The following is a 22,305-nucleotide window of genomic DNA, read 5'->3' as shown; positions in this document are numbered from 1 at the left end:
CTCAGCGCCCGATGACCGCCGGGGCGCCGCCGTCGTCGGTGCCCCACACGTCGTCGTCCTCGGCCAGCCATGCCTCGCGGGCGCGGTCACCGCTCTCCGTGGTCGTGCAGCCCTGGCCGGCGCCGCCGGGCCCGCCCACCGGGTAGGGCGAACTGGAGGTGGTCGGGCGGGTGTACACGATCTCCTCGTCCTCGTCGGCTCCCGCCGCGGCGCGTCCGACGCGCCCGCCCCGGGCGCTGCCGACCGGGTCGGTGAGGACGGCACGGGTGCGTTCGCTGGTGCCCTGGCCGCCGCCGCCCGCGCCGCCCATGCCGGGCATGCCGCCACCCCCCATGCCCATCGGGTTGAGCGGGGTGCCGTTCGCGGACTGCGCCGGCGAGTTGCCGGCGAGCGCGGCGGTGGCGGGGGTGTTCGACCCCAGGGAGCCGCCGCCGTACGGGGTGCTGTCGTAGTCGTCGTAGTAGTCGTCCAGGCCGCCGTCCGGGCCGCCGGACGCGTTCAGCGAGCCGCCCGGTCCGTGGGCGTTCAGGCCGGACGTGTGGGTGAGCGGCGACGAGGTGTGCGGGCCGTCGAGGCCCTGGGTGTTGAGCCTGTCGGTGTCCGGACCGTTGTGGTTGAGGCTGTCGAGGTCCGGGATACGGGTGTTGAGCGACGACGGGCCGTCGCCGTTCAGGTCGGTCGTGGTGGTGTGCCCGGCGGGGTCGGTGGTGGTCAGCCGGCCCGTATCCGGGTCGAGGACCTGCTGGGAGCCGTCCGGGAACTTCGTGGTCAGCGTGCCGTCGTTGTTCAGGGTGGTGGTGGACCCGTCCGGGTTGGTGAAGGACTCACCGGGGTTGAGCTGGTGGGTGGTGACGTGGCCCGAGGGGTCGGTGACGGTGACCTGGCCGGTGTCCGGGTTCAGGACCTCCGTCGAACCGTCCGGGAAGTGCGTGCTGACGGTGCCGTCCGGGTTGAGCTGCGCCGTGGACCCGTCCGGTGTGGTGAAGGTGTTCGGGGCCGGATTCAGGTCGGTGGTGGTGACGTGTCCGGCGGGGTCGGTGGTGGTGAGCTGCCCGGTGTCCGGGTTGAGGGTCTCCGTCGAGCCGTCGGGGAACTTCGTGGTGAGGGTGCCGTCGTTGTTCAGGGTGGTGGTGGACCCGTCCGGGTTGGTGAAGGACTCACCGGGGTTGAGCTGGTGGGTGGTGACGTGGCCCGAGGGGTCGGTGACGGTGACCTGGCCGGTGTCCGGGTTCAGGACCTCCGTCGAACCGTCCGGGAACTTCGTCGTCAGCGTGCCGTCGCCGTTGAGCTGGGACGTGGAGCCGCCCGGGTGGGTGAAGGCACCGTCGGTCGGGTCGAGCGTCGACTCGGACAGGCTGCCGTCCGGGTTGAGGGTCTCCACGTGGCCCGTCTTCGGGTCGAGGGTCTGGCTCGAACCGTCCGGGAACGTGGTGGTGAGCGTGCCGTCGTCGTTGAGCGTGGTGGTCGATCCGTCCGGGTTCAGCAGGCTGGTGCCCGGGTTGAGCTGCGAGGTCGACGTCACACCGTCCGGCGAGGTGCTGGTGACCAGGCCGGTGCGCGGGTCGATGGTCTGCGTCGAGCCGTCGGGGAATTTCGTGGTGAGCGTGCCGTCGTCGTTGAGCTGGGTGTTGCCCCCGGTGGGGGAGTTCAGCAGTGAGGAACCCCCCTTCTTGTCCGGGTTGTTCAGGCCGTCGTTCAGGCCGTTGTTCAGCAGCGAGGTGATCGGAGGCACCAGCGCGGACGGGTTCGGCCCACCGAGCGGGGAGTTCGGGTCGCCGTTCGGGCCCAGGCCGTCGCCCAGGCCGTTGTTCAGCCCGTCGTTGAGCGTGCTGAAGTTGTTGTTGAGGCCGTCACCGAGGTTGTTGACGCCGTCGCCGAGGCCGTTCAGGCTCTCGTTGAGGTCGTCCCCGAGCCCGTTGAGGTTGTCGTTGAGCCCGTCGTTGAGGTCCTTGAACCCGTCGCCGAGGCCGTTGAGGTTGTCGTTGAGCCCGTCGTTGAGGTCCTTGAACCCGTCGCCGAGGCCGTTCAGCCCGTCGTTGAGGCCGTCATTGAGGTCCTTGAACCCGTCGCCCAGGTTGTTGAGGCTGTCGTTCAGCCCGTCGTTGAGGTCGTTGAGACCGTCACCGATCGTGTTGATGTTGTCGTTGAGTCCGTCGAGGTAGTCGTTCAGCTTGTCGTTGTTCGCATTGGCCTCGTCCTCCGCGATGTCGGCCTCCTCCTTGGCGAGGACCTCGGCCAGCGTCTCGGAGTTCTTGTCGGTGACCTCCTGGTCGAAGGCGTCCGTCACATCGGCCCAGGCGGACTTCACGTTGCTGAGGGCGTCGATGGCCGGCTGCTTCAGCATCGAGTCGGCATGGTCCGACCAGCTCTTGACCGCCGCGTCGGCGATCTTCTTCCAGGTGGTGTGCTGGGTGAGGTCGCCGTACTCGGAGGTCTGCTTGAACTCGGCCGTGGTCGAGTACGTCTTGTACGAGCCGCCCCCGCCGTAGCCGCCGTAGTACTGGGTCTTCACGTTCACGTGCTGGATGTTGTCCTTGAGGACGAAGCCGGACACGTCGTCCAGGACCTTCACCAGGTGCCTGTGCGGATCGTGCTGGCCGTCCTTCGCCCAGTTGTTCCACGCCGTCTGGAGGTCGGTGACCGCGTCCTTGAGCGCGGTCTGCGCGGCGGCCAGGGCGTCGCTCAGCTTCGACTTGGGGACGTAGCCGCCCACCGTGGTGTTCTTCGGGCTGTAGTCACGGCCGCCCAACTGGGAGACGTAGCCGTCGTAGTTGGTCTTCAGCTCCTTCAGCAGGTGCCAGAAGAGGCTGGCCGCCTTGCCCTTCCACGCGGCCTGGTCCTCGCCGAGCGACTTCATCCACCCGTTGACGACGTCCGAGTGGTCCTTGAAGAACTGCATCGCCCGGTCGAAGGACTGGCCCGTCTCCTCGAAGGACTTGAACTCGACAGCGTTGCCATCGAGGACCGACAGGTTGCTGAAGCTCCAGCCCTTGGTGGTGTGGTTGTTCAGCAGCTCGTCCAGGGCCAGTTTGCTGCCGGAGATGTATTGCGCCATCGGGCCGGAGTCCCACTGGACGTGCGAGTACGAGCCCTCGAACTCACCGCCGCCGGAGATCGCCCCGTCCCCCCACAGGTCGGCGCGGCCGTCGTCGCCCACGCCCACACCGATCATCACGATCCGCGCCTTCTTCAGGCTCACGCTGTTGTGCGCGCCGTCGCCGCCCGCGTCGTAGAAGGCCAGGTCGTAGTCCTCGCCCTTGCTCTTCTGGAAGCCGCTGAGCGCCGTGTAGTCCTCCGTGGACACCGCGCGCATGGTCTGCCCGGAGATCTCCATCCGGAACAGCTTCAGGTCGGAGAAGTCGTCGCCGCTGTCGCTGCTGAGGGAGTTGAACAGGCTGGACCGGGCCGGGATGGTGTAGCCGGTGAAATTGGTGATCGCCTGGGCGTAGTAGTCGTCCGGGTCGTAGGTGGGCGTTCCGGAAGTACTTTTGCCGTCGTCGGCCATGGCACGGACTCCGCTGCTGGGGCTGAGGGGGGTGGGGGAGAGGAGGACGCGGGGCCCGGCGTCAGCTGTCGGAGCCGGTGCCGCTCATGTCGTCGTCCACCGTGTCGAAGATGTCCATCAGCTTCTCGCCTTCGATCGAGGCCAGGGTGTCGCCCTGCGTCTTCAGCAGCGTGGTGATGGTTTCCTCGAGAGCGGACTCGATGTCGTCGAAGAGGACCTTCTGGCTCTTGAAGATGCCGTCCAGCGCGCCGCCCTGCGTCTTCAGCGCCTCGATCAGTGCCGAGCCGCCGGTCGGGTCCTCGCTGTCGCCGCCGCCCATCAGGCCGATGCGCAGCATCTTGGCGTCGCCGGACGCCGAGCCCGTACCGGTCTCCGCGACCAGGTTCTTCAGCGAGCGGACACCCGCGTTGTCCTTGCGGATGTTGAGCAGGTCGGTGATGAAGTCCCCGACATCGTTGTTCTTGAAGTTCTTGAGCGCCGTCGCGTCCAGATGGGTCAGGTCTGCCATGGGTGCCTCCGGTGGCGGGATACGCCGGACCGGCGTGCGGCACGGCGACGGTACGGGGAGATGCCTCTGCCGCGCCGACCGAGGGCGGACCGGTCGGCGCGGTCGGGACGTCCGCTCAGCGGCCGATGGTCACTTCGGACCACATCTGGCTGAGCGAGTTCTCGCTGTACTTGTAGTTGCCGGAGATGTCGCTCAGAAGCTGCGCGTGCGAGGTGAGCAGCGTCTCCATGTTCTGCACCGCACCGTCCCAGGCGGCCTGCTTCTGGCGGTACGTGTCGCCGTCGTTGCCGTACCAGGTCTTGGACAGCTCGCTGAGCTCTGCCTCAAGGTTGGACAGCGTCTGGGCGATCGCCTTGGTCTGCATCACCATGTCGTCTGCCGCGTTCGACATGTGGTTGTAGCTGACGTAGATGAAACCGTCGCTCAGGTTGTCTGCCACGGTCTGCCTCTTTCACACGGTTGAGGGGGGCGGCCTGTCCGGTGGGTCACCGGGAGGCCCTGGTGCCGACGAGGCGTCCGGGTCAGCCGGCCAGCTGATCGAAGGCCGACTGGGAAGCGTTGTACGCCTGGTTGATCGCGTCGTTCGAAGAACCCTGGGTCTTGTTGTGCTCGACGAGGCTCTGGTTCAGCCGGTCGATGACGTCCTCGAGGTTCTTGAGGATGACGTTGCACTGGCCGTCCCACTGAGCGAGGAGCTGGCCGTACTGGCCGCCGTCGCTGCCCTGGTAGCCGGAGCCCAGGGTGGACTTGGTGCCGTCGACATCCTGACGGATCTTCATGATTCCGCTGAAGGCCGATTCGAGGGCCTGGATGCCGTTCCGGGTTGATGACTCGCTTGACTGCTGGCCGTCTCCCGCCATCGTCCCACCTTTCGTGAGTCGGATCTTGGTACGAGCAACTTGAGCCTAAAGTGAGGCAAGTTGAGAAGACAACAAGCTGAGGTAGATCTGAGGTTGAAGCTCGATGTCTTCCCGGGTCGTTAACCGGCGGGAAACCTGTCCGGCGCCGGAAGCGCTCACGGTCCGGACGTGACGTCCCCGGTCCGGCACTGCGTCGCGGGACCCGGCGCGGCCCTCCCCGCACCCGTGCCCGGGTTGGACCGCGCCGCGGCCTGCGTGCTCAGGTCCGGGCCGGTGGGCAGCAGCGACAACAGCGTGGACGGCACCTTCACCGCATCGCCTTCGGAGTACCCGAGGGCGGCCAGCGCCTCCGCGTCCGCGACCCGGTACTTGACCCCGTCGTCGCCCACCAGGAACGTGCTGTTGCCGACCGTCGCCCCGGCCGCGCCCAGCACCCGCACCAGCGTGCCGTGCCCCGGGCGCGTCACCACGTGGTCCACCGCCACACAGGCCGGGACCAGCGCCGCGGAGTCGGCCGCGGCGTAGGGCGACAGCGCCGCCCGGTCGATCCGCACCGAGGTCACCCGCACCTCGCCGCCCTCCGGATCGACCCGCGTGCACGCCGCCTGCCCGGCGGGCAGCCGCAGCGCCGCCGGGGGACTGTCCGGCAGCCCGGCCAACGAGGGGTCGCTGCCCGCCGTGCCCGGCGCCTGGTGCGCGCGCAGATCGGAGACGCCGATCGCGATGGCCTCCGGGGAGGCGCCGTCGTACGCCTTCTCGCGGGTCTCCGGGTCGCCCAGCAGCAGCGCCGCCTGAGTGGCCGTCACGGCGTGCAGGCCGTCCTTCTGGAGCACGTAGTCCTGGCTCACGGAGCCCGCCGTCATCCGGAACACCTGTCCGACCCGGGTCTTCCCGGCCGCCAGCGCCGGACCCTGCGCGCCCCGGTCCGCGACCTTCAGGGTGGCCAGCTTCGGGCCGCTGACCAGGGCGTCCAGGAACGCCGCCGACACCGGGCGGGGCGTCACCGCGCCGTAGCCCAGCGACTCCGCGGCACCCGACTTCCGGTCCAGCTCCAGCCGGCTGCCCTGCCACATCAGGTACGTGCGGTCGTCCGGCCCCCGCACCACCAGCGCCGAACCCGCGCCGACCGGCCGGGTCTCCACCGGCGCGCCCGGCACCAGGGTCGTCTCCTCGCCGTCGCCCGTGGAGCACACCTCCCACGCCGACGTCTCCAGGTCACCCGCGCCCGGTACGCCGTCGGGGGCGCCGGCGATGCCGACCGGTGTGCCCACCGGGGTGCCGCTCAGCGACTTCGTGCCCACCGCGGTCGTGTCCAGGTCCGCGCCGCCGATCAGCAGCGCCGACGCGTAGTTGCGTACGGGACGCAGCCGGCCGTCCGCGTACAGGTAGCGGGCGCCCGTGTCCTTGTTGACGATCAGGGTGTCGCCGCTGCGCCAGGCGTCGTTGCCGCCCGGCCGCAGCAGCCCGTAGACGAAGGCACCGGCGGCGATCAGGATGCCGACGATGATGCCGATCAGCGCACCCCGGGTGGTGCGCCCCAGCGGGCTCTCCGGGGCGTCCGGGTCGGCCAGCAGCATGCCCGAGGTCAGCCGCCCCATCATGAACGTGTGCGCTTGCACCTGGTCGCGCTTGGACCGCACGGTCGCCTCCTGCTCTCAGTGGTTCGTCGTCGTCGCGGTGCCCGGCCGGTCCGTCATCCGTTCCAGCCGCGCAGGGCGCCGAAGACGCCCAGCAGCCAGAGCGTGAGCGGCAGCAGGGAGACCGCCAGAAGGGTGTGCAGGAGCTCCGCGGCCCGGCCCCAGTACGGCACCAGACGACGGCCCGGCACCGTCCACACCGCGATCGTCAGCGCCGTCGCGACCACCAGCAGACCCACCACCAGGAGCACCCGCTCCACACCGGTCAGTGCCAGCCCCCAGCCGAACGCCAGCAGCAGCAGACCCCACGCGCCGGGCAGCACCAGCACCAGCCGCTGCGTGGTGTTCACCAGGCCCCGGCCGTGCAGGAGGAGCAGCAGCGACAGCACCAGCGCGCACAGCAGCGCGGGCAGCGTGGGCCGGTGCGCGAGCGCCACCAGGCAGGCCGACGCCAGCACGCCCGTCGCCCCGTACAGCGCCGTCATCCACTCGCCGGCCAGCTCGGTGCGGAGTGCGACATCGTTGCCGCGGTAGGGCTCGATGCCCTCCTGGAGCTGCTGGGCGTTGGTCGGCAGCGCCGGCATCCGCATCCCCGCGAACCGGAACGACAGCGCCGGCACCAGACCGCCGAGCAGCACCGTCAGCATCGCCACCACGCCCGCCGCGGTGGCCGCCCGCAGGTCGAAGAGGGTCATCACCGCACCGCCCACCGCCGCGGCGAACGCGGTCAGCGCGGAAGCCAGGAAGACCGGCGTGCGCACCGCGGTGGCCGCCAGCGCCAGCACCGCGCCGCCCGCCCAGGCCGCCGCCGCGCCCAACAGCCGCGCGCCCAGCACCTGGTGGGCCTGGGGCCCGCTCAGCTCGCCGCCCGGCACCAGCCAGCCCGCCAGCGCCAGCGCCGGGGAGGCCAGCAGACCGAGGACCGCGCCGGTCGCGCCGTCGTCCACCGCCCGGCTCGCCGAGGCCGCACCGGCCAGCAGCAGCGCACCGGCGGCGACGGCCGCGCCCGCGCGCAGCGCCACCGGTCCACCCGGCCAGGCCAGCAGCGCCAGACCGGCCAGCACGGCCACCGCGACCAGGGCGCGCAGCAGGTGCCGCGCCGCTCCCTCGCTCCAGTCGTGCAGCCGGTCGCGGGTGACCGAGGCGATCCCGTCGACCAGATCGTCCAGGCGCACCTCGGGCAGCGCGTCGGTGCGCGGCCGCAGATGCAGGACGTCCCCGTCGGTCAGCCCCAGGGTCGCCAGCGTCGCCTCGTCGTCCAGCGGCCGTCCGCCGAGGCGCTGGAGTATCCAGCCGTCGTGTTCGAGGCCGGTCTCCTCGATGTCCTCGCCCGCGTACCGCAGCACCGTCGGCAGCAGGTCGGCCACCGGCACGTCGGAGGGCACGGAGAGGTCGATGGTGCGGCCCGGGGCGCGCACGGTCAGGTGGCACAGGTCGGCCACGGAGGTGTCGGTCATACCGGGGCTCACGTCTCCTGAGCGTCGGAACGGAGGGCGTGGCGTGCGGTGTTGCAGGCCACTGAGGGGGAGGTGGCGCGATTGAGAGGGACGACGGCTGGAACGGTGGGGAGCGTGGGGAGGGAGGGGGTGACGTGGACTTACGGAGTTGACGGGGTGCACACTACTGTCACTCCCGGAGGCCGTCGTAACGGGAGCCCCCGGCAACGTGCACGGCACACATACCGGCTGTACGGCCCAGGACTCCGCCGTCCGTACGGCCTGCCCGTACCGTGCCCGCCGGCGTCGGCACCCGGACCGTGAGCCTCCCCCCACGTACCGCCGCGTGCGCGAAGACCACTAAGGAGCCCCAGCGTTGAGCGTGGTCCTGTTCCGTCGTCCGGCCCGTCGCCGCGGACCCGACATGCCGAGCGGCGAGCTGACGCTGCAGGAACCGCCGACCCTGATGGAGACCGTGCCGGACACGTCCGCGGTGTGGACGTACCTGCCGATGGCCATGATGTCGGTCTCGATGATGCTGATGTTCCTGCGCATGGGAGGCCAGGGCTCCGGCATCTTCATGTACATCGCGCTCGGCATGATGGTGCTCGCCGCCGCCGCGATGATGGTCGGTCAGGTCATGCGCAAGGCGGGCGACCGCAAGCAGCGGCTGCGCGGCGAACGCCGTGACTACCTGCGCTACCTGGCGCAGAGCCGGCGCACCGTGCAGCGCACCGTGGTCGAGCAGCAACTCGCCCTCGCCTGGCGCCACCCCGAGCCCGCCGTGCTGCGCTCCATGGTGCGTACCACCCGCCTGTGGGAACGCCGCACCAAGGACGTCGACTTCGCCGAACTGCGCATCGCCGTGGGCGACCAGCAGCTCGCCCTGCGGCTCAACCCCGTCTCCACCAAACCCGTCGAGGACCTCGAACCGCTGTGCGCGCACGCCCTGCGCCGCTTCATCCGCGCCTACAGCACCGTGCCCGGCCAGCCCATCGCGCTCTACCTGCGCTCCTGGTCCCGGGTGCTGCTGCGCGGCGACCAGGACGCCGCGCGGGGCATGCTGCGCGCCGCGCTGAGCCAGCTCGCGCTCTTCCACCCACCGGAGGAGGTGTGGATCGCGGTGTGCGCCGACGACGAGCACCGCGCCGAGTGGGAGTGGGTGAAGTGGCTCCCGCACAACCAGCACCCCCAGGAGACCGACGGCGCCGGACCGCTGCGCATGGTCGCCTCCGCCTTCACCGATCTGGAGAACCAGCTCGGCAGCGAGTTCTCCGAGCGGCCCGCCTTCGACCCCGACGCCGTGCCCGGCCGCGACGAGCCGCTCGTCGTGGTCGTCGTGGACGGAGCCACCGTTCCGGCCGGCCACCGCTTCGACGGCCCCGGCTACCGCAACGCCGTCATCCTCGACCTCTCGGGCACCCTCACCTGGCGCCCCGGCCGCACCACCCTCCGCCTCGACGTCACCCCCGAGTCCGTCGCCCTGGTGCGCACCGACCGCAGCCGCAAGGAGCAGACGACCGTCCTCGGCCGCCCCGACCAGGTCGGCCCGGTCGCCGCCGAGACCCTGGCCCGGCTGATATCCCCGTACCGGATGAGCCTCACCGCCGACGCGGTCGAGCCGCTCTCCGCCGACATGGAGCTCACCACCCTGCTCGGTATCCCCGACCTGCACCGCCTCGACCCCGAGACGCTGTGGCGGCGGCACAACGGCTCCGCACGGCTGCGGGTGCCGGTCGCCGTCGGCGCGGACGGCCGCCCGGTCGAGCTGGACATCAAGGAGTCCGCGCAGGGAGGCATGGGCCCGCACGGCATGCTCATCGGCGCCACCGGGTCCGGCAAGTCCGAACTGCTGCGCACCCTTGTCCTCGGCCTCGCCCTCACCAACTCCTCCGAGACGCTCAACTTCGTCCTGGTCGACTTCAAGGGCGGCGCCACCTTCCTCGGCCTGGACGAACTCCCGCACACCAGCGCCGTGATCACCAACCTCGCCGACGAGGCCGCCCTGGTCGAGCGCATGCAGGACGCCCTCCACGGCGAACTGCTGCGCCGCCAGGAACTGCTGCGCTCGGCCGGCAACTACACCTCCGCCCTGGAGTACGAGCGGGCACGCGCCGGTGGCGCCGACCTGGCCCCGCTGCCCAGCCTGTTCGTCGTCGTCGACGAGTTCAGCGAACTGCTCGCCGCGCACCGGGAGTTCATGGAGCTGTTCGTGATGATCGGCCGCCTCGGCCGGTCCCTGGGCGTGCACCTGCTGCTCGCCTCGCAGCGCCTGGACGAGGGCCGCATGCACCAGCTGGAGTCGCACCTCTCCTACCGGATCGGGCTGCGCACCTTCTCCGCGATGGAGTCCCGCGGCGTTCTCGGCGTCCCCGACGCCTACGAACTGCCTTCCCAGCCGGGCAGCGGCTTCCTGAAGAGCGGTGTCGAGGCGCTGACCCGGTTCCGTGCCGCCTACGTCTCCGGCCCCTACCGCCGTCGCGGCGGCGCCGTCGCCCAGGCCCGCGTCGCCAGCCAGGTCGTGCCCTGGTCCGCCGGATACGTGGTACCCCGCGCGCCCGCTCCGGCGGCCGTCGAACCGGAGGCGGAGGAGGAGGCGGACGACAGCTCCAGCCTGCTGTCGGTCGCCCTGGACCGGCTGCGCGACGCCGGGCCGCCCGCCCACCGCGTGTGGCTGCCGCCGCTGGACACCCCGTCGCCCCTCGACGCCCTGCTGCACGGGCTGACCGTCGACCCGGAGCGCGGCCTGACCGCGCCGCGGTGGAACGGCACCGGCAAGCTGCGGGTCCCCGTCGGCCTCGTGGACAAGCCCTTCGACCAGCGCCGCGACCCCCTCGTCGTGGACCTCGCGGCGGCCGGCGGCCACGTCGCCGTCGCGGGCGGCTCGCAGAGCGGCAAGTCGACCGTGCTGCGCAGTCTCATCATGGGCCTCGCGCTCACCCACACCCCGCGCGAAGCGCAGTTCTACTGCCTCGACTTCGGCGGCGGCACCCTCTCCCAGCTCACCGGGCTGCCGCACGTCGCCGGCGTCGCGGCCCGCCTCGACGCGGACCGGATCGGCCGGACCGTCGCCGAGGTCACCACCGTGCTCACCCGTCGGGAGCAGTTCTTCCTGGAGCACGGCATCGACTCGATGGCCACCTACCGGCGCCGCCGCGCCGCCGGGGAGTTCCCCGACGAGCCGCACGGCGACATCTTCCTGGTGATCGACGGCTGGTCCACGGTCCGGCAGAACTTCGACCAGTTCATCCCGACGTTCAACCAGATCGCCACCGGCGGCCTCAACTACGGTATCCACCTGATCGTCGCGACCTCGCGCTGGCTGGAGCTGACCGCCCCGGTGCGCGACCAGGCCGCGACCCGCCTGGAACTCCGGCTCGGCGACACGATGGACTCCGTGGTCGACATCCGCAAGGCCGCCGGAGTGCCCCGTACGCCCGGCCGGGGGCTCACCGTCGACTCCAAGCTGCACTTCCTCTCCGCGCTGCCCCGGGGCGACGGCTCCAGCGACCCGGAGACGCTGAGCGAGGGCGTCAGCGATCTGGTCGAGCGCATCGCCGCCGCCTGGCAGGGGCCGCGCGCACCCCAGGTGCGGATGCTGCCGCACCGGCTGCCGGCCTCGGAGCTGCCCGCACCGGAGCTCGGCCAGGGGCAGAGCCTCAGACTGCCCCTCGGCCAGGACGAGGAGACGCTGGACACCGTCTGGCACGACTTCTCCCGCACCCCGCACCTCGTCGCCGTCGGCGACACCGAGAGCGGCAAGACCAACCTGCTGCGGGTGGTGGCGGACGCGATCGTCGCCCGCTACGCGCCGACCGAGGCCCGCATCCTCGTGGTCGACTACCGCCGCGACCTGGTGGAGGCGGTGCCCGAGGAGTACCGGCTCGGGCACGCCGTCTCCATCGACGCCCTCAAGCAGCTCGTCGGCGGTTCCGCGAAGGCGTTGCTGACCCGGCTGCCCGGCCAGGAGATCACACCGGCCCGGATGCGCAGCGCCGACTGGTGGACCGGCCCCCGGTTGTTCGTCCTCGTGGACGACTACGACATGGTCGGCGGGGGCACGGTGCTGGACCACCCCTTCGCGCCGCTCTTCGACCACCTCGCGCTCGGCCACGAACTGGGCGTGCACATCGTCGTCGTACGGTCCGCCACCGGCGCCGGACGCGGCCTGAACGACCAGCTGCTGCGACGCCTGGACGAGGTCAACACCCCGGGCGTCCTGATGTCGACACCGCCGTCCGAGGGGTACGTCTTCGGGAACGTGAAGCCGCGCGTGCTGCCGCCGGGGCGCGCGCTGCACATCGTGCGCCGCAAGCCGGTGCTCATCCAGACGGCGCTGGCGGCGGGGACGGAGGAGTAGACGGCCCTGCCGCCCCGCACCCCTGCGAGAGGCGCGGGGCCGTCTCCCTCAGGGGCGCCGGGCGGACGGCCGCCAGCCCGTGCGGCGGCCCCGGGGGATGATCACGGCGAGCCAGACGACGGTGACCACCACGGCCACACCGGCCAGCGTCGGCCACATCGCGCGGCGCAGCGGCCCGGCGGCCCGGTCCTCCGGCATCCGCACCGGAGCGGCCTCTTCCGTGGCCGCGGCCGGGCCCCCCGGCGCCTTCGCGGCGGTGGAGGCGGAGGTGAGGACCGTGGTGACGGCGGCGTACGGGTCGAGCCGGGGCACGGCGTCCGGGTAGGCCGAGGAGCGCAGCAGAGCGGCGGTCTGCGCGGCCGTCAGCTCCGGGTGCACCGATCGCACCAGCGCCGCCGCCCCCGCCACGTACCCGGCGGCCAGTGAGGCCCCCGAACCGATGTAGTGGCCGTGCTTCGACGGACCGATTCCGACCACCCCGTCCCCGGGCGCCGCGAGCTGGGCGCTCCCGGTGGTGTACGAGCCGGTCGGCCGCTCACCCTTGACGTCCACGTCGAGTACGGACAGCACCCCGTCACTGGCGGCCGGGTAGTAGTCCCGGGCCGGAACCTCCTGGCCCACCCCGCCGGTCGGCGAGTCGGGCACGGCGGCGGCGACGAGCAGGACGTCCTTCTTCGCGGCCAGTCGCACCGCGGACCTCAGTGCGGCCGAGTCGTCCGCGAACGCCGCGGACACGGTGACCACCCGGGCCCCGGCCCCGATGGCGGCCTCGATGCCCGAGGCGACCCGCCCGGCCGTGGCGGCGCCGCGCTCGTCGGTTCCGCGTACCGCGACGATGGCCGACTCCCGGGCGACACCCGCGAACTTCACACCCTGGTCCGCTTGCGCGGCGATCAGCCCGGCCACGAAGGTGCCGTGCCCGACGCAGTCCTTCCCGGCCGCGCCGACCGCCGTCACCCGGCCCTTCAGCGCGGGCGCGGAGGCCGAGACGCCGGTGTCGACCACGCCGACCTTGACCCCGGAGCCGGAGGCGAACTGCCAGGCCCGCCCCAGCTGGAGGCTGACCTGCTCCCACGGCACTGCGGTGGCCTGCCGCGCCGAACCCCCGGCGCAGTCGGCGTTGTCCGTCAGCTTCGTCCTGAGCACCGGCAGCTCGACCGTGTTCCCGCCGTCCGCCGCGGCGCTCACGGCACCGGCGCCGCTCAGCGCGGCCGTCAGCAGCAGCGCCAGCGCTCCGGCGGCGGCCCGGGGCAGCGTCCTCCCGCGCATCGCCGTCACGCCCCCGCCCCGCCGGAGGCGGACGCCGACACCGGGTCGGCGAGGTCCTCCGGGAGCAGCAGCCGCAGATCGTCCAGGCTGGGCGCGGCCACGCGGCTGAGCCGTCCGGCCTGCCGGGTCATCATCCGCTCCAGCACCTGGCGCGCGGTGCGCGCGTTGCCGAACGACCGGTCGCGCGGCAGGGTGTCGAAGTGGTGCCGCAGGACCGAGCCGACCCCGGTGCCGCACTCGTACCCGGCCAGCAGCGCGTGCTGGCGGACGATGGTGACGAGCTCGTCGGACGAGTAGTCGGCGAACTCGATCTTCCGCGAGAACCGCGAGTGCAGACCGGGGTTGGAGGCCAGGAAGCCCTCCATCTCGCGGGTGTAACCGGCGACGATGACGACCACCTGGTCGCGGTGGTCCTCCATCAGCTTCAGCAGCGTGTCCACGGCCTCCCGGCCGAAGTCGGCGCCGGACGCCTCCCTCGGCGTGAGCGTGTACGCCTCGTCGATGAAGAGCACACCGCCCAGCGCCCGCTCGAAGACCTCCTTGGTGAGCTGCGCGGTGTGGCCCACGTAGCGCCCGACCATGTCGGCGCGGGACACCTCGACCAGCTGGCCGCGCGGCAGCACGCCCAGGGAGACGAGGAGTTCGCCGTAGAGCCGGGCCACCGTGGTCTTGCCGGTGCCGGGTGGTCCGGTGAAGACGAGGTGGTGGCTGAGGCGCGGCACCGGCAGCCCGGCGGCCGCCCGCTGCCGGGCCGTCGAGACCAGGTTGACCAGGTCGGTGACGTCCCGCTTGACCGCGGAGAGGCCGACCAGGGCGTCCAGGCGGCTGAGCGCGTCGTCCCCGGCGTCGGCACCGTCCGGACCGGCCTCGGAGTGGCGGGCGGCCTCCTCGCTGATGTCCTGCGGCAGCAGCAGCGTGAGGTCCTCCTCGGTGACCTGGGCCAGCGAGGCCAGCCGCACCGCCTGCCGGTCCACCATCTCCTCGAAGACCTGCCGTGCCGCCCGGCCGTTGCCGAAGCCGGCGTCCTTCGGTATCCGGTCGAAGTGTGCCGCGAGCGCCGTGCGGGTCTCGTCGTTCAGCACGTACTGGTGGCGCCCGCACATGCTCTCCACGATCTCCACCAGCTCGGGGACCGAGTAGTTCTCGAACTCCACCGTCCGCGAGAACCGGGAGGCCAGACCCGGGTTGGAGCCGAGGAAGCCGCGCATCTCACCGGAGTAGCCGGCGACCACGACCACCACGTCGTCGCGGTGGTCCTCCATCAGCTTCAGCAGCGTGTCCACGGCCTCCCGGCCGAAGTCGGCGCCCGAGCCGCGCGAGTCGGAGGTGAGCGCGTACGCCTCGTCGATGAACAGCACACCGCCCAGCGCCCGTTCGAAGGTCTCCGTGGTCTTGATGGCGGTACCGCCGATGACCTGCGCGACCAGATCGGCCCGGGAGACCTCGACCAGATGCCCGGAGCGCAGCGTCCCGAGCTCGGCCAGGATCGTGCCGTAGAGCCGCGCGACCGTCGTCTTGCCGGTGCCGGGCGGGCCCGCGAAGACCAGGTGGCGGCTCATCGGCGGCGCGGACATGCCCAGCTGGGCGCGGCGCCGGGCGAGCTGGGTGAGGTTGACCAGCGTGCGGACCTGTTCCTTGACGTTGTCCAGGCCGATCAGGTTCTCCAGCGCGGCCATGGGGCCGTCCGGGCGGCTGGGACCGTCCGACTCGGGGACGGTGCCCGCCGGGTCGGTGCCCTCGGCCTCGCCGTAACCCCAGGCGTCCCGGGCCTCGTTGCCGGTGCTGTTCAGGTTCTCCACCGCGAGCCGGCCACTGGCCCTGGACTGGACGAGCCCGCCGCCCTTGTTCTCGCGCACCGTACAGCCGACCACCGACACCGGCGACTCGGTCTCCACCCGGATGCCGTCCCGGCCGTTGCCCGCCGCCTCGCAGCCGTTGAGGTTGGCCCGGCCGCCCTCGCGGACCAGGAAGCCGTAGTCGGTCGCGGCGGCGGCCCGCACCCGGGTCGCGGTCAGCTCGCCGCCGCTGTCCACGACGACACCGCAGCCGCCCGCCGACACCAGCTCGCCGTCGCGCAGCGCCGCCGTGCCCTCGCCGCCGATCTCCAGACCGGCGCCGCCGGGACCGGTCACCTGCAGGCCCGCCAGATAGACGTTGCCGCCCGAGGCCACCGTCACTCCGGCGCCGCCCGGCGACTCCACCGAGCAGTCCTCCACCCGGCCGCGCCCGCCGTCGGTCACTGAGACGCCGGTGCCGCCCGTGCCGGTGATGCGGGCCCTGCGCACCAGCGGGTTGGCGCCGCCCCTGACCACCACGCCGGTGCCCCTGACGTCCAGGATCTCCACGCGGTCCAGCTCGGCCGCCGAGTCCTCCTCCAGCAGCACGGCCTCGGCCTCGCCGTCCCGGACGGTCAGTGAGGTCAGGGTGGGGGAGGAGGAACCCGCCACGCGCAGCGCCGGTGCCTGGGCGCCGCTCAGCCAGCAGTCCTCGTACGTGCCCCGCGAACGGTCGGTGACGAAGAGGCCGTTGCCCGCCGTGCGGGAGGTGCGGCAGCGGCGCAGCACCGGGTCGGCGCCGTGCGAGACGATGATGCCCTGGCCGGTGGTGCCGTTGACCCGCACGTCGTCCAGCTCGACCCGGGCGGCGCTGGTCAGGTGCGCGCCGATCGCGGTGTCGTGGATCACGGTCCGCAGCACCCGGACCGCGCTGCGCTCCTCCAGCGCCAGCGCGGGCTTGTCGGTCGAGGAGAGGTCGCAGTCCTCGACGGAGACCTGGGCGTCGCCGTTGGCCAGCAGGCCGTTGCCGCGTGCGTCGCGCACGGTGCAACCGCGTACCGTCGCCCTGCCGCGCTCGCCGATCACCACGCCGCTGGTGCCCAGGTGCTCGAAGGTGCACGACTCCAGCGAGCTCTCACTGGCGGAGGTGACGACGACGCCCGCGCCGGTCCGGCTGGAGACCCGGCACTCGCGCATGGCCAGCGAGCCGGAGTTCCGGGCGAGGACGGTCGCCCAGGAAGCGCCGGAGACGTCGCAGCTCTGCATCGCGACCTGCCCGTGCGAGGCGTCCACGACGGGCGCCTCCTCGTCCTGGCCCTGCACCACCAGATCGGTCAGCATCAGCGCGTCGGCGCGCAGCGAGATCACGGTCCCGGTGCGCGGCGCAAGCCGGACGCTGCCGCGTGACTGCTCGGCGACGATGGTCACGCGGGTGGTGACGACGAGGTTCTCCTCGTACGTTCCCGGGCGCACGCTGAGCACCGCCCCGCCGCGCGCCCTCGCCAGAGCCTCTGCGATCGTCCGGGCGTCCCCGGTGCCCTCCGGACAGATCGTCAGTACCTGGCGCACTCCGCTGACCTCCTCGTATCGGCACCCGTGGGTTGCGGTCGGCCCCATCATGCCTTCCTCCCACCTGCGATCCCACCCCGGAGGGCGGCGGACCGCGCATTACGGGATGATCTGTAACACCCGTGCCCGGCCCGGGATTTCCCCGAGACCCATTGTTCATTCCAGAGATATGACGTGTCCCCCACATGTGTGCGTGAATGAGAGCGCTCACGGGGACGTACGACGAACTACGGGACGGATGGGGCCAGATGACGGACCGGACCGGAACGGCAGCGAACGCGACGACGGAAGAGGCTGCGGCGGCTTCCGATCCGGAGACGGCGCCCGGGACCGCCGCTGCCGTTCCCGAGGAGGCCTCCGCCGGTACGCGCCCGGCGCAGGCGCCGGATGAGCGGGCGCCGGACAAGAACGACGGGACCTCGGCCTCCGAGCCCGAGGCGGAAGCGGCTCCCTCCGCCCCGGAGGCGGAGACCTCCGGTTCCGCCCCCGAGGCGGCGGCGGAACCGGGGGTCGCCGAGGCGCTGGCGGCTTCGGCGTCGGAGGACCCGCCGCCCGGTGCGGCGGCCCCCGCGGGGCGCCCGAGCCGCCCCCTGCTGGCGGGCGCCGCGCTGTTGGGCGCCGCCCTGGTCGCCGTGCCGGTCCTCCTCATGAGCCGCCACGGTGAGCCCGAGCGGCACGACACCACGGTCGCCAACCAGGCGGGCACGCTCCTCGGCGGCGGCGAACCGACCAGGGAGGGGGCGCAGGCGTACGCCTCGTCGAGCGCGTCGCCCTCGAAGCCGGCGAAGCCCAAGAAGACACCGACGCCGAAGGAGGTCGTGCCGAAGCAGGCCCCGGTGGCGCCGCCCCCGCCCTCCCCGACGAAGAAGCCCTCGCCGAAGCCGAGCCCGAAGCCGAGCCCGAAGCAGACCGCGAAGCCGAGCCCGAAACCGGTGAAGAAGCCGTCCCGGCCTACGGACATCACGGTCACGGCCACCAGGGTGCTGCGAGCGGGCGAATCCATCGAGGCGAACAGGACGAGGCTGCGGATGCAGCGCGACGGCAACCTCGTCGTCTACGACGAGAATGACAAGCCCCGCTGGGCCACGATGACTTTCGGCCACAACTACCAGGCGGTCTTCCAGGCGGACGGCAACCTGGTCGTCTACACCGCCGACAGCCGCCCGGTCTGGGCCAGCAAGACCCAGGGCCACCGCGGCGCGATCCTGCGCCTCCAGAAGGACGGCAACCTGGTCATCTACTCGGGAGGCGCACCGGTCTGGGCGTCGAAGACACAGCACTGAACGCGCCCGCGAGCTCATCGGCGCCGCGTTTGGTGACTGGCCGTCATCCCGGCTGATCGGCTGCCCTGAAGACGCGAGTCATATGACGCCAGCACTCTCCTGATTGCGAGGGTTGGAAACAAGCCAATCCGTTCGGCGCTTCCCGGACACCGGAACCTGACCTTCTGTCATCAGCGCAGGTAGCGCCCGGTCCCCAGGTGGATCTGGAATCAAGGGATCCGTTCACGAAACCAGCCATTCATGATCGCTGAGCGCGCCGATGCGGCTTGAGGCGCTTATGGTCTGGACCGGCGTACGGGCCGGTACCGCTCTGCGCGCCATCGAACAGGTCACCGACTGTGACGACATGGGAGTCGGTTCGCGGTCAGCTGTCCTCTGGGGAGGGGAATTCTTCATGGCGAGAGTCACGTGTCTGCCGCCTTGACCGTCCGGTCGCTCACCAACATGCCGCGACCCGATGGGCGCGCGCATGGACAAGACCCCGCGCGAACGGCGTGCGAGTTTCACAAGACCTTCAGTTGCAGCATGCAGCTACTCGTTTCATGGGAGTTGAAATGAACAAGATCACGAGAGCCCTCAGTGTCGCGGTCGCAGCCCTCGCATTTACGATGACGAGCGCAGCCACCAGCCACGCGGACGGCAGCCAGGACGGCACGGCGTACGCCAGGCCGGTCGGCGGCGATTTCCCGGCGAAGGCACACTTCAAGGCCTACGGCGAGATATTCACTATCTACGACCTCAAGAAGGACGGCCGTTCCGGTATCGGTGTCCTCAGCTACGGGAGCGCAGCGAGCACCTACTACTACTGGAACCACAGCGGCGCCGGCACCACCCTCACGAAGAACCTGGACATCGCAGAGGGAAGGCCGCTGGTCATCTGGTCGTGCACCGGTAACTACCAGGGCACGCCGACCGGCGGACTCGACTGGACCTCCGGCTGCAACCCGAACACCGATGTCGGCACCGCCGTTTGGGCCTGAGCCCTAAGCAACCAGGACGGGCATGGCGATCGTATGAGGACGCGCCATGCCCGTCGGCCTGCGCGACATCGATCCCTTGATCACGATCGGTACCGAGGGATCGCCGGCGTGGCCGCCGCGCAGCGCACAGGAACGGGAAAGTGGGCCATGAAACTGAAATCGTTCGGCGGGACCATGGCTTCGATCTTGGCCGTTGCCGCCTTGAGCGCAGGCTGCTCGAACCATACGTCCGACGGCACGGCATCGGCCGCACGAAGCAAACCCGCGTCCACGCCCCTGCCTCCGGACAGCCTGCCCATAAAAATGAAAGAAGCCGCCGGGAAGGGCCTGGGCTTCTCCGTCCGAGATGCGACAGACCTCGGCCGGACCGTGGATTTGCAGCACACGGAACTGTGGAGGGCGTGCCTGACGAGAAAGGGAATGGCTCCGGACTCCATTGATTTCGCTGCTGTCCCGCGTGGGGAGAAGTGCCCGGATCATTGGGACGCCCATGTTCCCACCCCCAAGACACCTGACCTCATAGGGAAGGATTTCGAGGAATCCTATGAGCGGCTGCTGAAGAAGGGGTACAACAGCCAGTTCATTGCCGTGTTCTACGGAAGCCGCGGCGCTGTTGGCCCGGAGGGCGTCCCTCAGGTGCACGGAGAGATCTGCAGCCAGAGCCCGAAACCTGGCGCACCGTACAAGGCCTCGGAACACGTCGAACTGCACGTCGCGACAGGAAAGTGCCCCTCGGCCTGAATCCGCGTCTCTGAACCGGCGTCCAGGCACCCCCGCTCGCCCACTCTTCGTCAGCGGTCACCCTCGGTTACTATGCTCACTTCATACCGGAGGGGGCAGCGGGCGACGCGGCGCCCTCGACGGTCCGCTCGGGCAGAAGAGATGGGTGGCCTGGGAAAGTGTTGCAAGAGGTTGTAGCGACCCGCTATGTCACGCCCCTGCGTGAAGGCGGCTCGCTCCCCGGGATCGTCGAGGCCGACGACCTCGGCACGTACGTCATGAAGTTCACCGGAGCCGGGCAGGGCCGCAAGACCCTCGTCGCGGAGGTGATCTGCGGGCAGCTCGGGCGGCGGCTCGGGCTGCGGGTGCCCGAGCTCGTGCAGATTCAGCTCGACCCGGTCATCGGGCTCGCCGAGCCCGACCAGGAGGTGCAGGAGCTGCTGAAGGCCAGCGGCGGACTGAACCTCGGGATGGACTTCCTGCCCGGCTCGCTCGGCTTCGACGCGCTCGCCTACGAGGTCGACCCGCACGAGGCCGGGCGGGTCGTCTGGTTCGACGCGCTGATCAACAACGTCGACCGGTCCTGGCGCAACCCGAACATGCTCGTCTGGCACGGCGACCTCTGGCTCATCGACCACGGCGCCACCATGATCTGGCACCACAACTGGCCCGGCGCCCAGGCGTCCGCCGCCAGGCCGTACAACGCCTCCGACCACGCCCTCGCGCCCTTCGGCCCCGACATCGCGTCGGCCGCCGCCGAGCTCGCCCCGCTGGTGACGCCCGAGCTGCTCGCCGAGGCCGCCGCCGACGTCCCCGACGAGTGGCTGGTGGACGAGCCGGGCTTTGGCTCGACGGACGAGCTGCGGCAGGCGTACGTGGACGCGCTGGCCGCCCGCGCGGCCACCATCCACGAGCGCATCGTCCTGGACGCGCCCACCCCCGACAAGCCGTCCCAGGCCCCGGGCTGGATCACCGAACGGCTCGCCCCGCGCGGCCACGCCGCCGACGGCGAGAAGGGCGGCCGGGCATGAGCGGGCGCGATGTCTTCGAGTACGCGCTGCTGCGCGTCGTCCCCCGCGTCCAGCGCGGGGAGTGCTTCAACGCCGGGGTGGTGGTCTACTGCCGCGCCAAGGGCTTCGTGGCCGCCCGCACCGAGCTGGACGAGACCAAGCTGAAGGCGCTCGACCCCGGCGCCGACGTGACCGGCGTCCGGGCCGCGCTGCACGCCGTCGAGGGCGTCTGCCGCGGCGGTACGGACGCGGGCCAGGCCGCCGGTGACGACGCGGGCCGCCGCTTCCGCTGGCTGATCGCGCCGCGCTCCACCGTCGTCCAGCCCGGTCCCGTGCACAGCGGCCTCACCGCCGACCCCGAGGCCGAGGTGGAGCGGCTGCTCGACCTGCTGGTGCGCTGATTCCCGCCCCGGCCGCCGTCCGCCCTCGCGTGACGGCGGCCCGGCGGAGTGTGACATGCACCGCTGCGCCCGTGGCCCGTTGACACCGGGTGCCAGGGCTTCTAGCGTCTCGTCTGCTGAAGGTACTAAGCGGTTGCTCAGTCATCGGGCGGTTTCTCTCCGGAGCCCCCGACGTCCGCTGAGCGGCTATCCAAGGGCGAGGAGAGCCAAGCATGTCGACCAGCGAGCAGCGCGTAGCCATCGTGACGGGGGCGGCCCGGGGCATCGGTGCCGCCACCGCGGTACGTCTGGCGGCCGAGGGCCGCGCCGTCGCCGTACTCGACCTCGACGAGGCGGCCTGCAAGGACACCGTCGAGAAGATCACGGCCGCCGGGGGCAAGGCCCTCGCCGTCGGCTGCGACGTGTCGGACAGCGCCCAGGTCGAGGCCGCCGTCGCGCGGGTCGCCGCCGAGCTCGGCGCCCCGACCATCCTCGTCAACAACGCGGGCGTGCTCCGCGACAACCTCCTCTTCAAGATGAGCGAGTCCGACTGGGACACCGTGATGAACGTGCACCTCAAGGGCGCGTTCCTGATGGCGAAGGCCGTCCAGAAGCACATGGTGGACGCCAAGTTCGGCCGTATCGTGTCGCTGTCCTCCTCCTCGGCGCTCGGCAACCGCGGCCAGGCCAACTACGCGGCGGTCAAGGCCGGCCTCCAGGGCTTCACCAAGACCCTCGCCAAGGAGCTCGGCAAGTTCGGCATCACCGCCAACGCCGTCGCGCCCGGCTTCATCGTCACCGAGATGACCGCGCAGACCGCGGCCCGCGTCGGCATGGGCTTCGAGGAGTTCCAGGCGGCCGCCGCCACGCAGATCCCGGTCCAGCGCGTCGGCGTCCCCGACGACATCGCCAACGCCATCGCCTTCTTCGCGGGCGACGCGGCCGGCTTCGTCTCCGGCCAGGTCATGTACGTGGCCGGCGGACCGCTCAACTGACCCGAAGGGCTGCGGACA

At 71.4% G+C, this 22,305-nt stretch carries 15 protein-coding genes; 7 read left to right on the top strand and 8 right to left on the bottom strand.

Annotated features, from left to right (window positions below):
* Position 1: 1 nt before the first annotated feature.
* From OHS17_RS04660 to eccD, 6 genes are all read right to left on the bottom strand, one after another.
* Positions 2-3,505, bottom strand: a complete 3,504-nt coding sequence (locus tag OHS17_RS04660; protein WP_330311176.1) for an AAWKG family protein — start codon at positions 3,503-3,505, stop codon at positions 2-4.
* Between the two features lie 61 nt (positions 3,506-3,566).
* Positions 3,567-4,013: a type VII secretion system-associated protein gene (locus tag OHS17_RS04655; protein ID WP_330311175.1), complete on the bottom strand. Its 447-nt coding sequence runs from the start codon at positions 4,011-4,013 to the stop codon at positions 3,567-3,569.
* Between the two features lie 115 nt (positions 4,014-4,128).
* Positions 4,129-4,452: a WXG100 family type VII secretion target gene (locus OHS17_RS04650; protein ID WP_018105149.1), complete on the bottom strand. Its 324-nt coding sequence runs from the start codon at positions 4,450-4,452 to the stop codon at positions 4,129-4,131.
* A gap of 82 nt (positions 4,453-4,534) precedes the next feature.
* On the bottom strand, positions 4,535-4,873 hold the full coding sequence (locus OHS17_RS04645) for a hypothetical protein (RefSeq protein ID WP_018522577.1): 339 nt from the start codon (positions 4,871-4,873) through the stop codon (positions 4,535-4,537).
* A gap of 155 nt (positions 4,874-5,028) precedes the next feature.
* The gene (gene eccB, locus OHS17_RS04640; protein ID WP_330311174.1) at positions 5,029-6,513 is read right to left on the bottom strand and encodes a type VII secretion protein EccB; all 1,485 of its coding nucleotides are present in this window, start codon (positions 6,511-6,513) and stop codon (positions 5,029-5,031) included.
* Positions 6,514-6,566: 53 nt separating this feature from the next.
* Positions 6,567-7,967, bottom strand: a complete 1,401-nt coding sequence (gene eccD, locus OHS17_RS04635; RefSeq protein ID WP_330311173.1) for a type VII secretion integral membrane protein EccD — start codon at positions 7,965-7,967, stop codon at positions 6,567-6,569.
* 403 nt (positions 7,968-8,370) lie between these two features.
* On the opposite strand from eccD, the gene eccCa reads away from it, so the two are divergent.
* On the top strand, positions 8,371-12,306 hold the full coding sequence (gene eccCa, locus OHS17_RS04630; RefSeq protein ID WP_330315157.1) for a type VII secretion protein EccCa: 3,936 nt from the start codon (positions 8,371-8,373) through the stop codon (positions 12,304-12,306).
* Between the two features lie 48 nt (positions 12,307-12,354).
* On the opposite strand, the gene OHS17_RS04625 is transcribed toward eccCa, so the two are convergent.
* On the bottom strand, positions 12,355-13,584 hold the full coding sequence (locus tag OHS17_RS04625; protein WP_330311172.1) for a S8 family serine peptidase: 1,230 nt from the start codon (positions 13,582-13,584) through the stop codon (positions 12,355-12,357).
* Positions 13,581-16,919, bottom strand: coding sequence for a right-handed parallel beta-helix repeat-containing protein (locus OHS17_RS04620; protein WP_330311171.1), 3,339 nt, complete (start codon positions 16,917-16,919; stop codon positions 13,581-13,583). The genes OHS17_RS04625 and OHS17_RS04620 overlap by 4 nt, the downstream gene beginning before the upstream one ends.
* A gap of 197 nt (positions 16,920-17,116) precedes the next feature.
* On the opposite strand from OHS17_RS04620, the gene OHS17_RS04615 reads away from it, so the two are divergent.
* The 6 genes from OHS17_RS04615 to fabG all read left to right on the top strand — a co-directional run bounded on the left by OHS17_RS04615 (position 17,117) and on the right by fabG (position 22,287).
* The gene (locus OHS17_RS04615) at positions 17,117-18,202 is read left to right on the top strand and encodes a hypothetical protein (RefSeq protein ID WP_330311170.1); all 1,086 of its coding nucleotides are present in this window, start codon (positions 17,117-17,119) and stop codon (positions 18,200-18,202) included.
* 554 nt (positions 18,203-18,756) lie between these two features.
* Entirely contained in the window at positions 18,757-19,182 is a 426-nt protein-coding gene (locus OHS17_RS04610; protein WP_018105157.1) for a hypothetical protein, read from the top strand.
* A 108-nt stretch (positions 19,183-19,290) separates the two neighbouring features.
* Entirely contained in the window at positions 19,291-19,923 is a 633-nt protein-coding gene (locus OHS17_RS04605) for a PASTA domain-containing protein (protein ID WP_330311169.1), read from the top strand.
* A gap of 158 nt (positions 19,924-20,081) precedes the next feature.
* On the top strand, positions 20,082-20,933 hold the full coding sequence (locus tag OHS17_RS04600) for a HipA family kinase (protein ID WP_330311168.1): 852 nt from the start codon (positions 20,082-20,084) through the stop codon (positions 20,931-20,933).
* The gene (locus OHS17_RS04595; protein WP_018105160.1) at positions 20,930-21,313 is read left to right on the top strand and encodes a DUF3037 domain-containing protein; all 384 of its coding nucleotides are present in this window, start codon (positions 20,930-20,932) and stop codon (positions 21,311-21,313) included. The genes OHS17_RS04600 and OHS17_RS04595 overlap by 4 nt, the downstream gene beginning before the upstream one ends.
* Before the next feature lie 212 nt (positions 21,314-21,525).
* Entirely contained in the window at positions 21,526-22,287 is a 762-nt protein-coding gene (gene fabG, locus OHS17_RS04590) for a 3-oxoacyl-ACP reductase FabG (RefSeq protein ID WP_018105161.1), read from the top strand.
* Positions 22,288-22,305: the final 18 nt, after the last annotated feature.

The organism is Streptomyces sp. NBC_00523, from assembly GCF_036346615.1.
In the GTDB taxonomy this organism is placed as follows: domain Bacteria; phylum Actinomycetota; class Actinomycetes; order Streptomycetales; family Streptomycetaceae; genus Streptomyces.
This window is presented reverse-complemented; position numbering and strand designations above follow the sequence as displayed.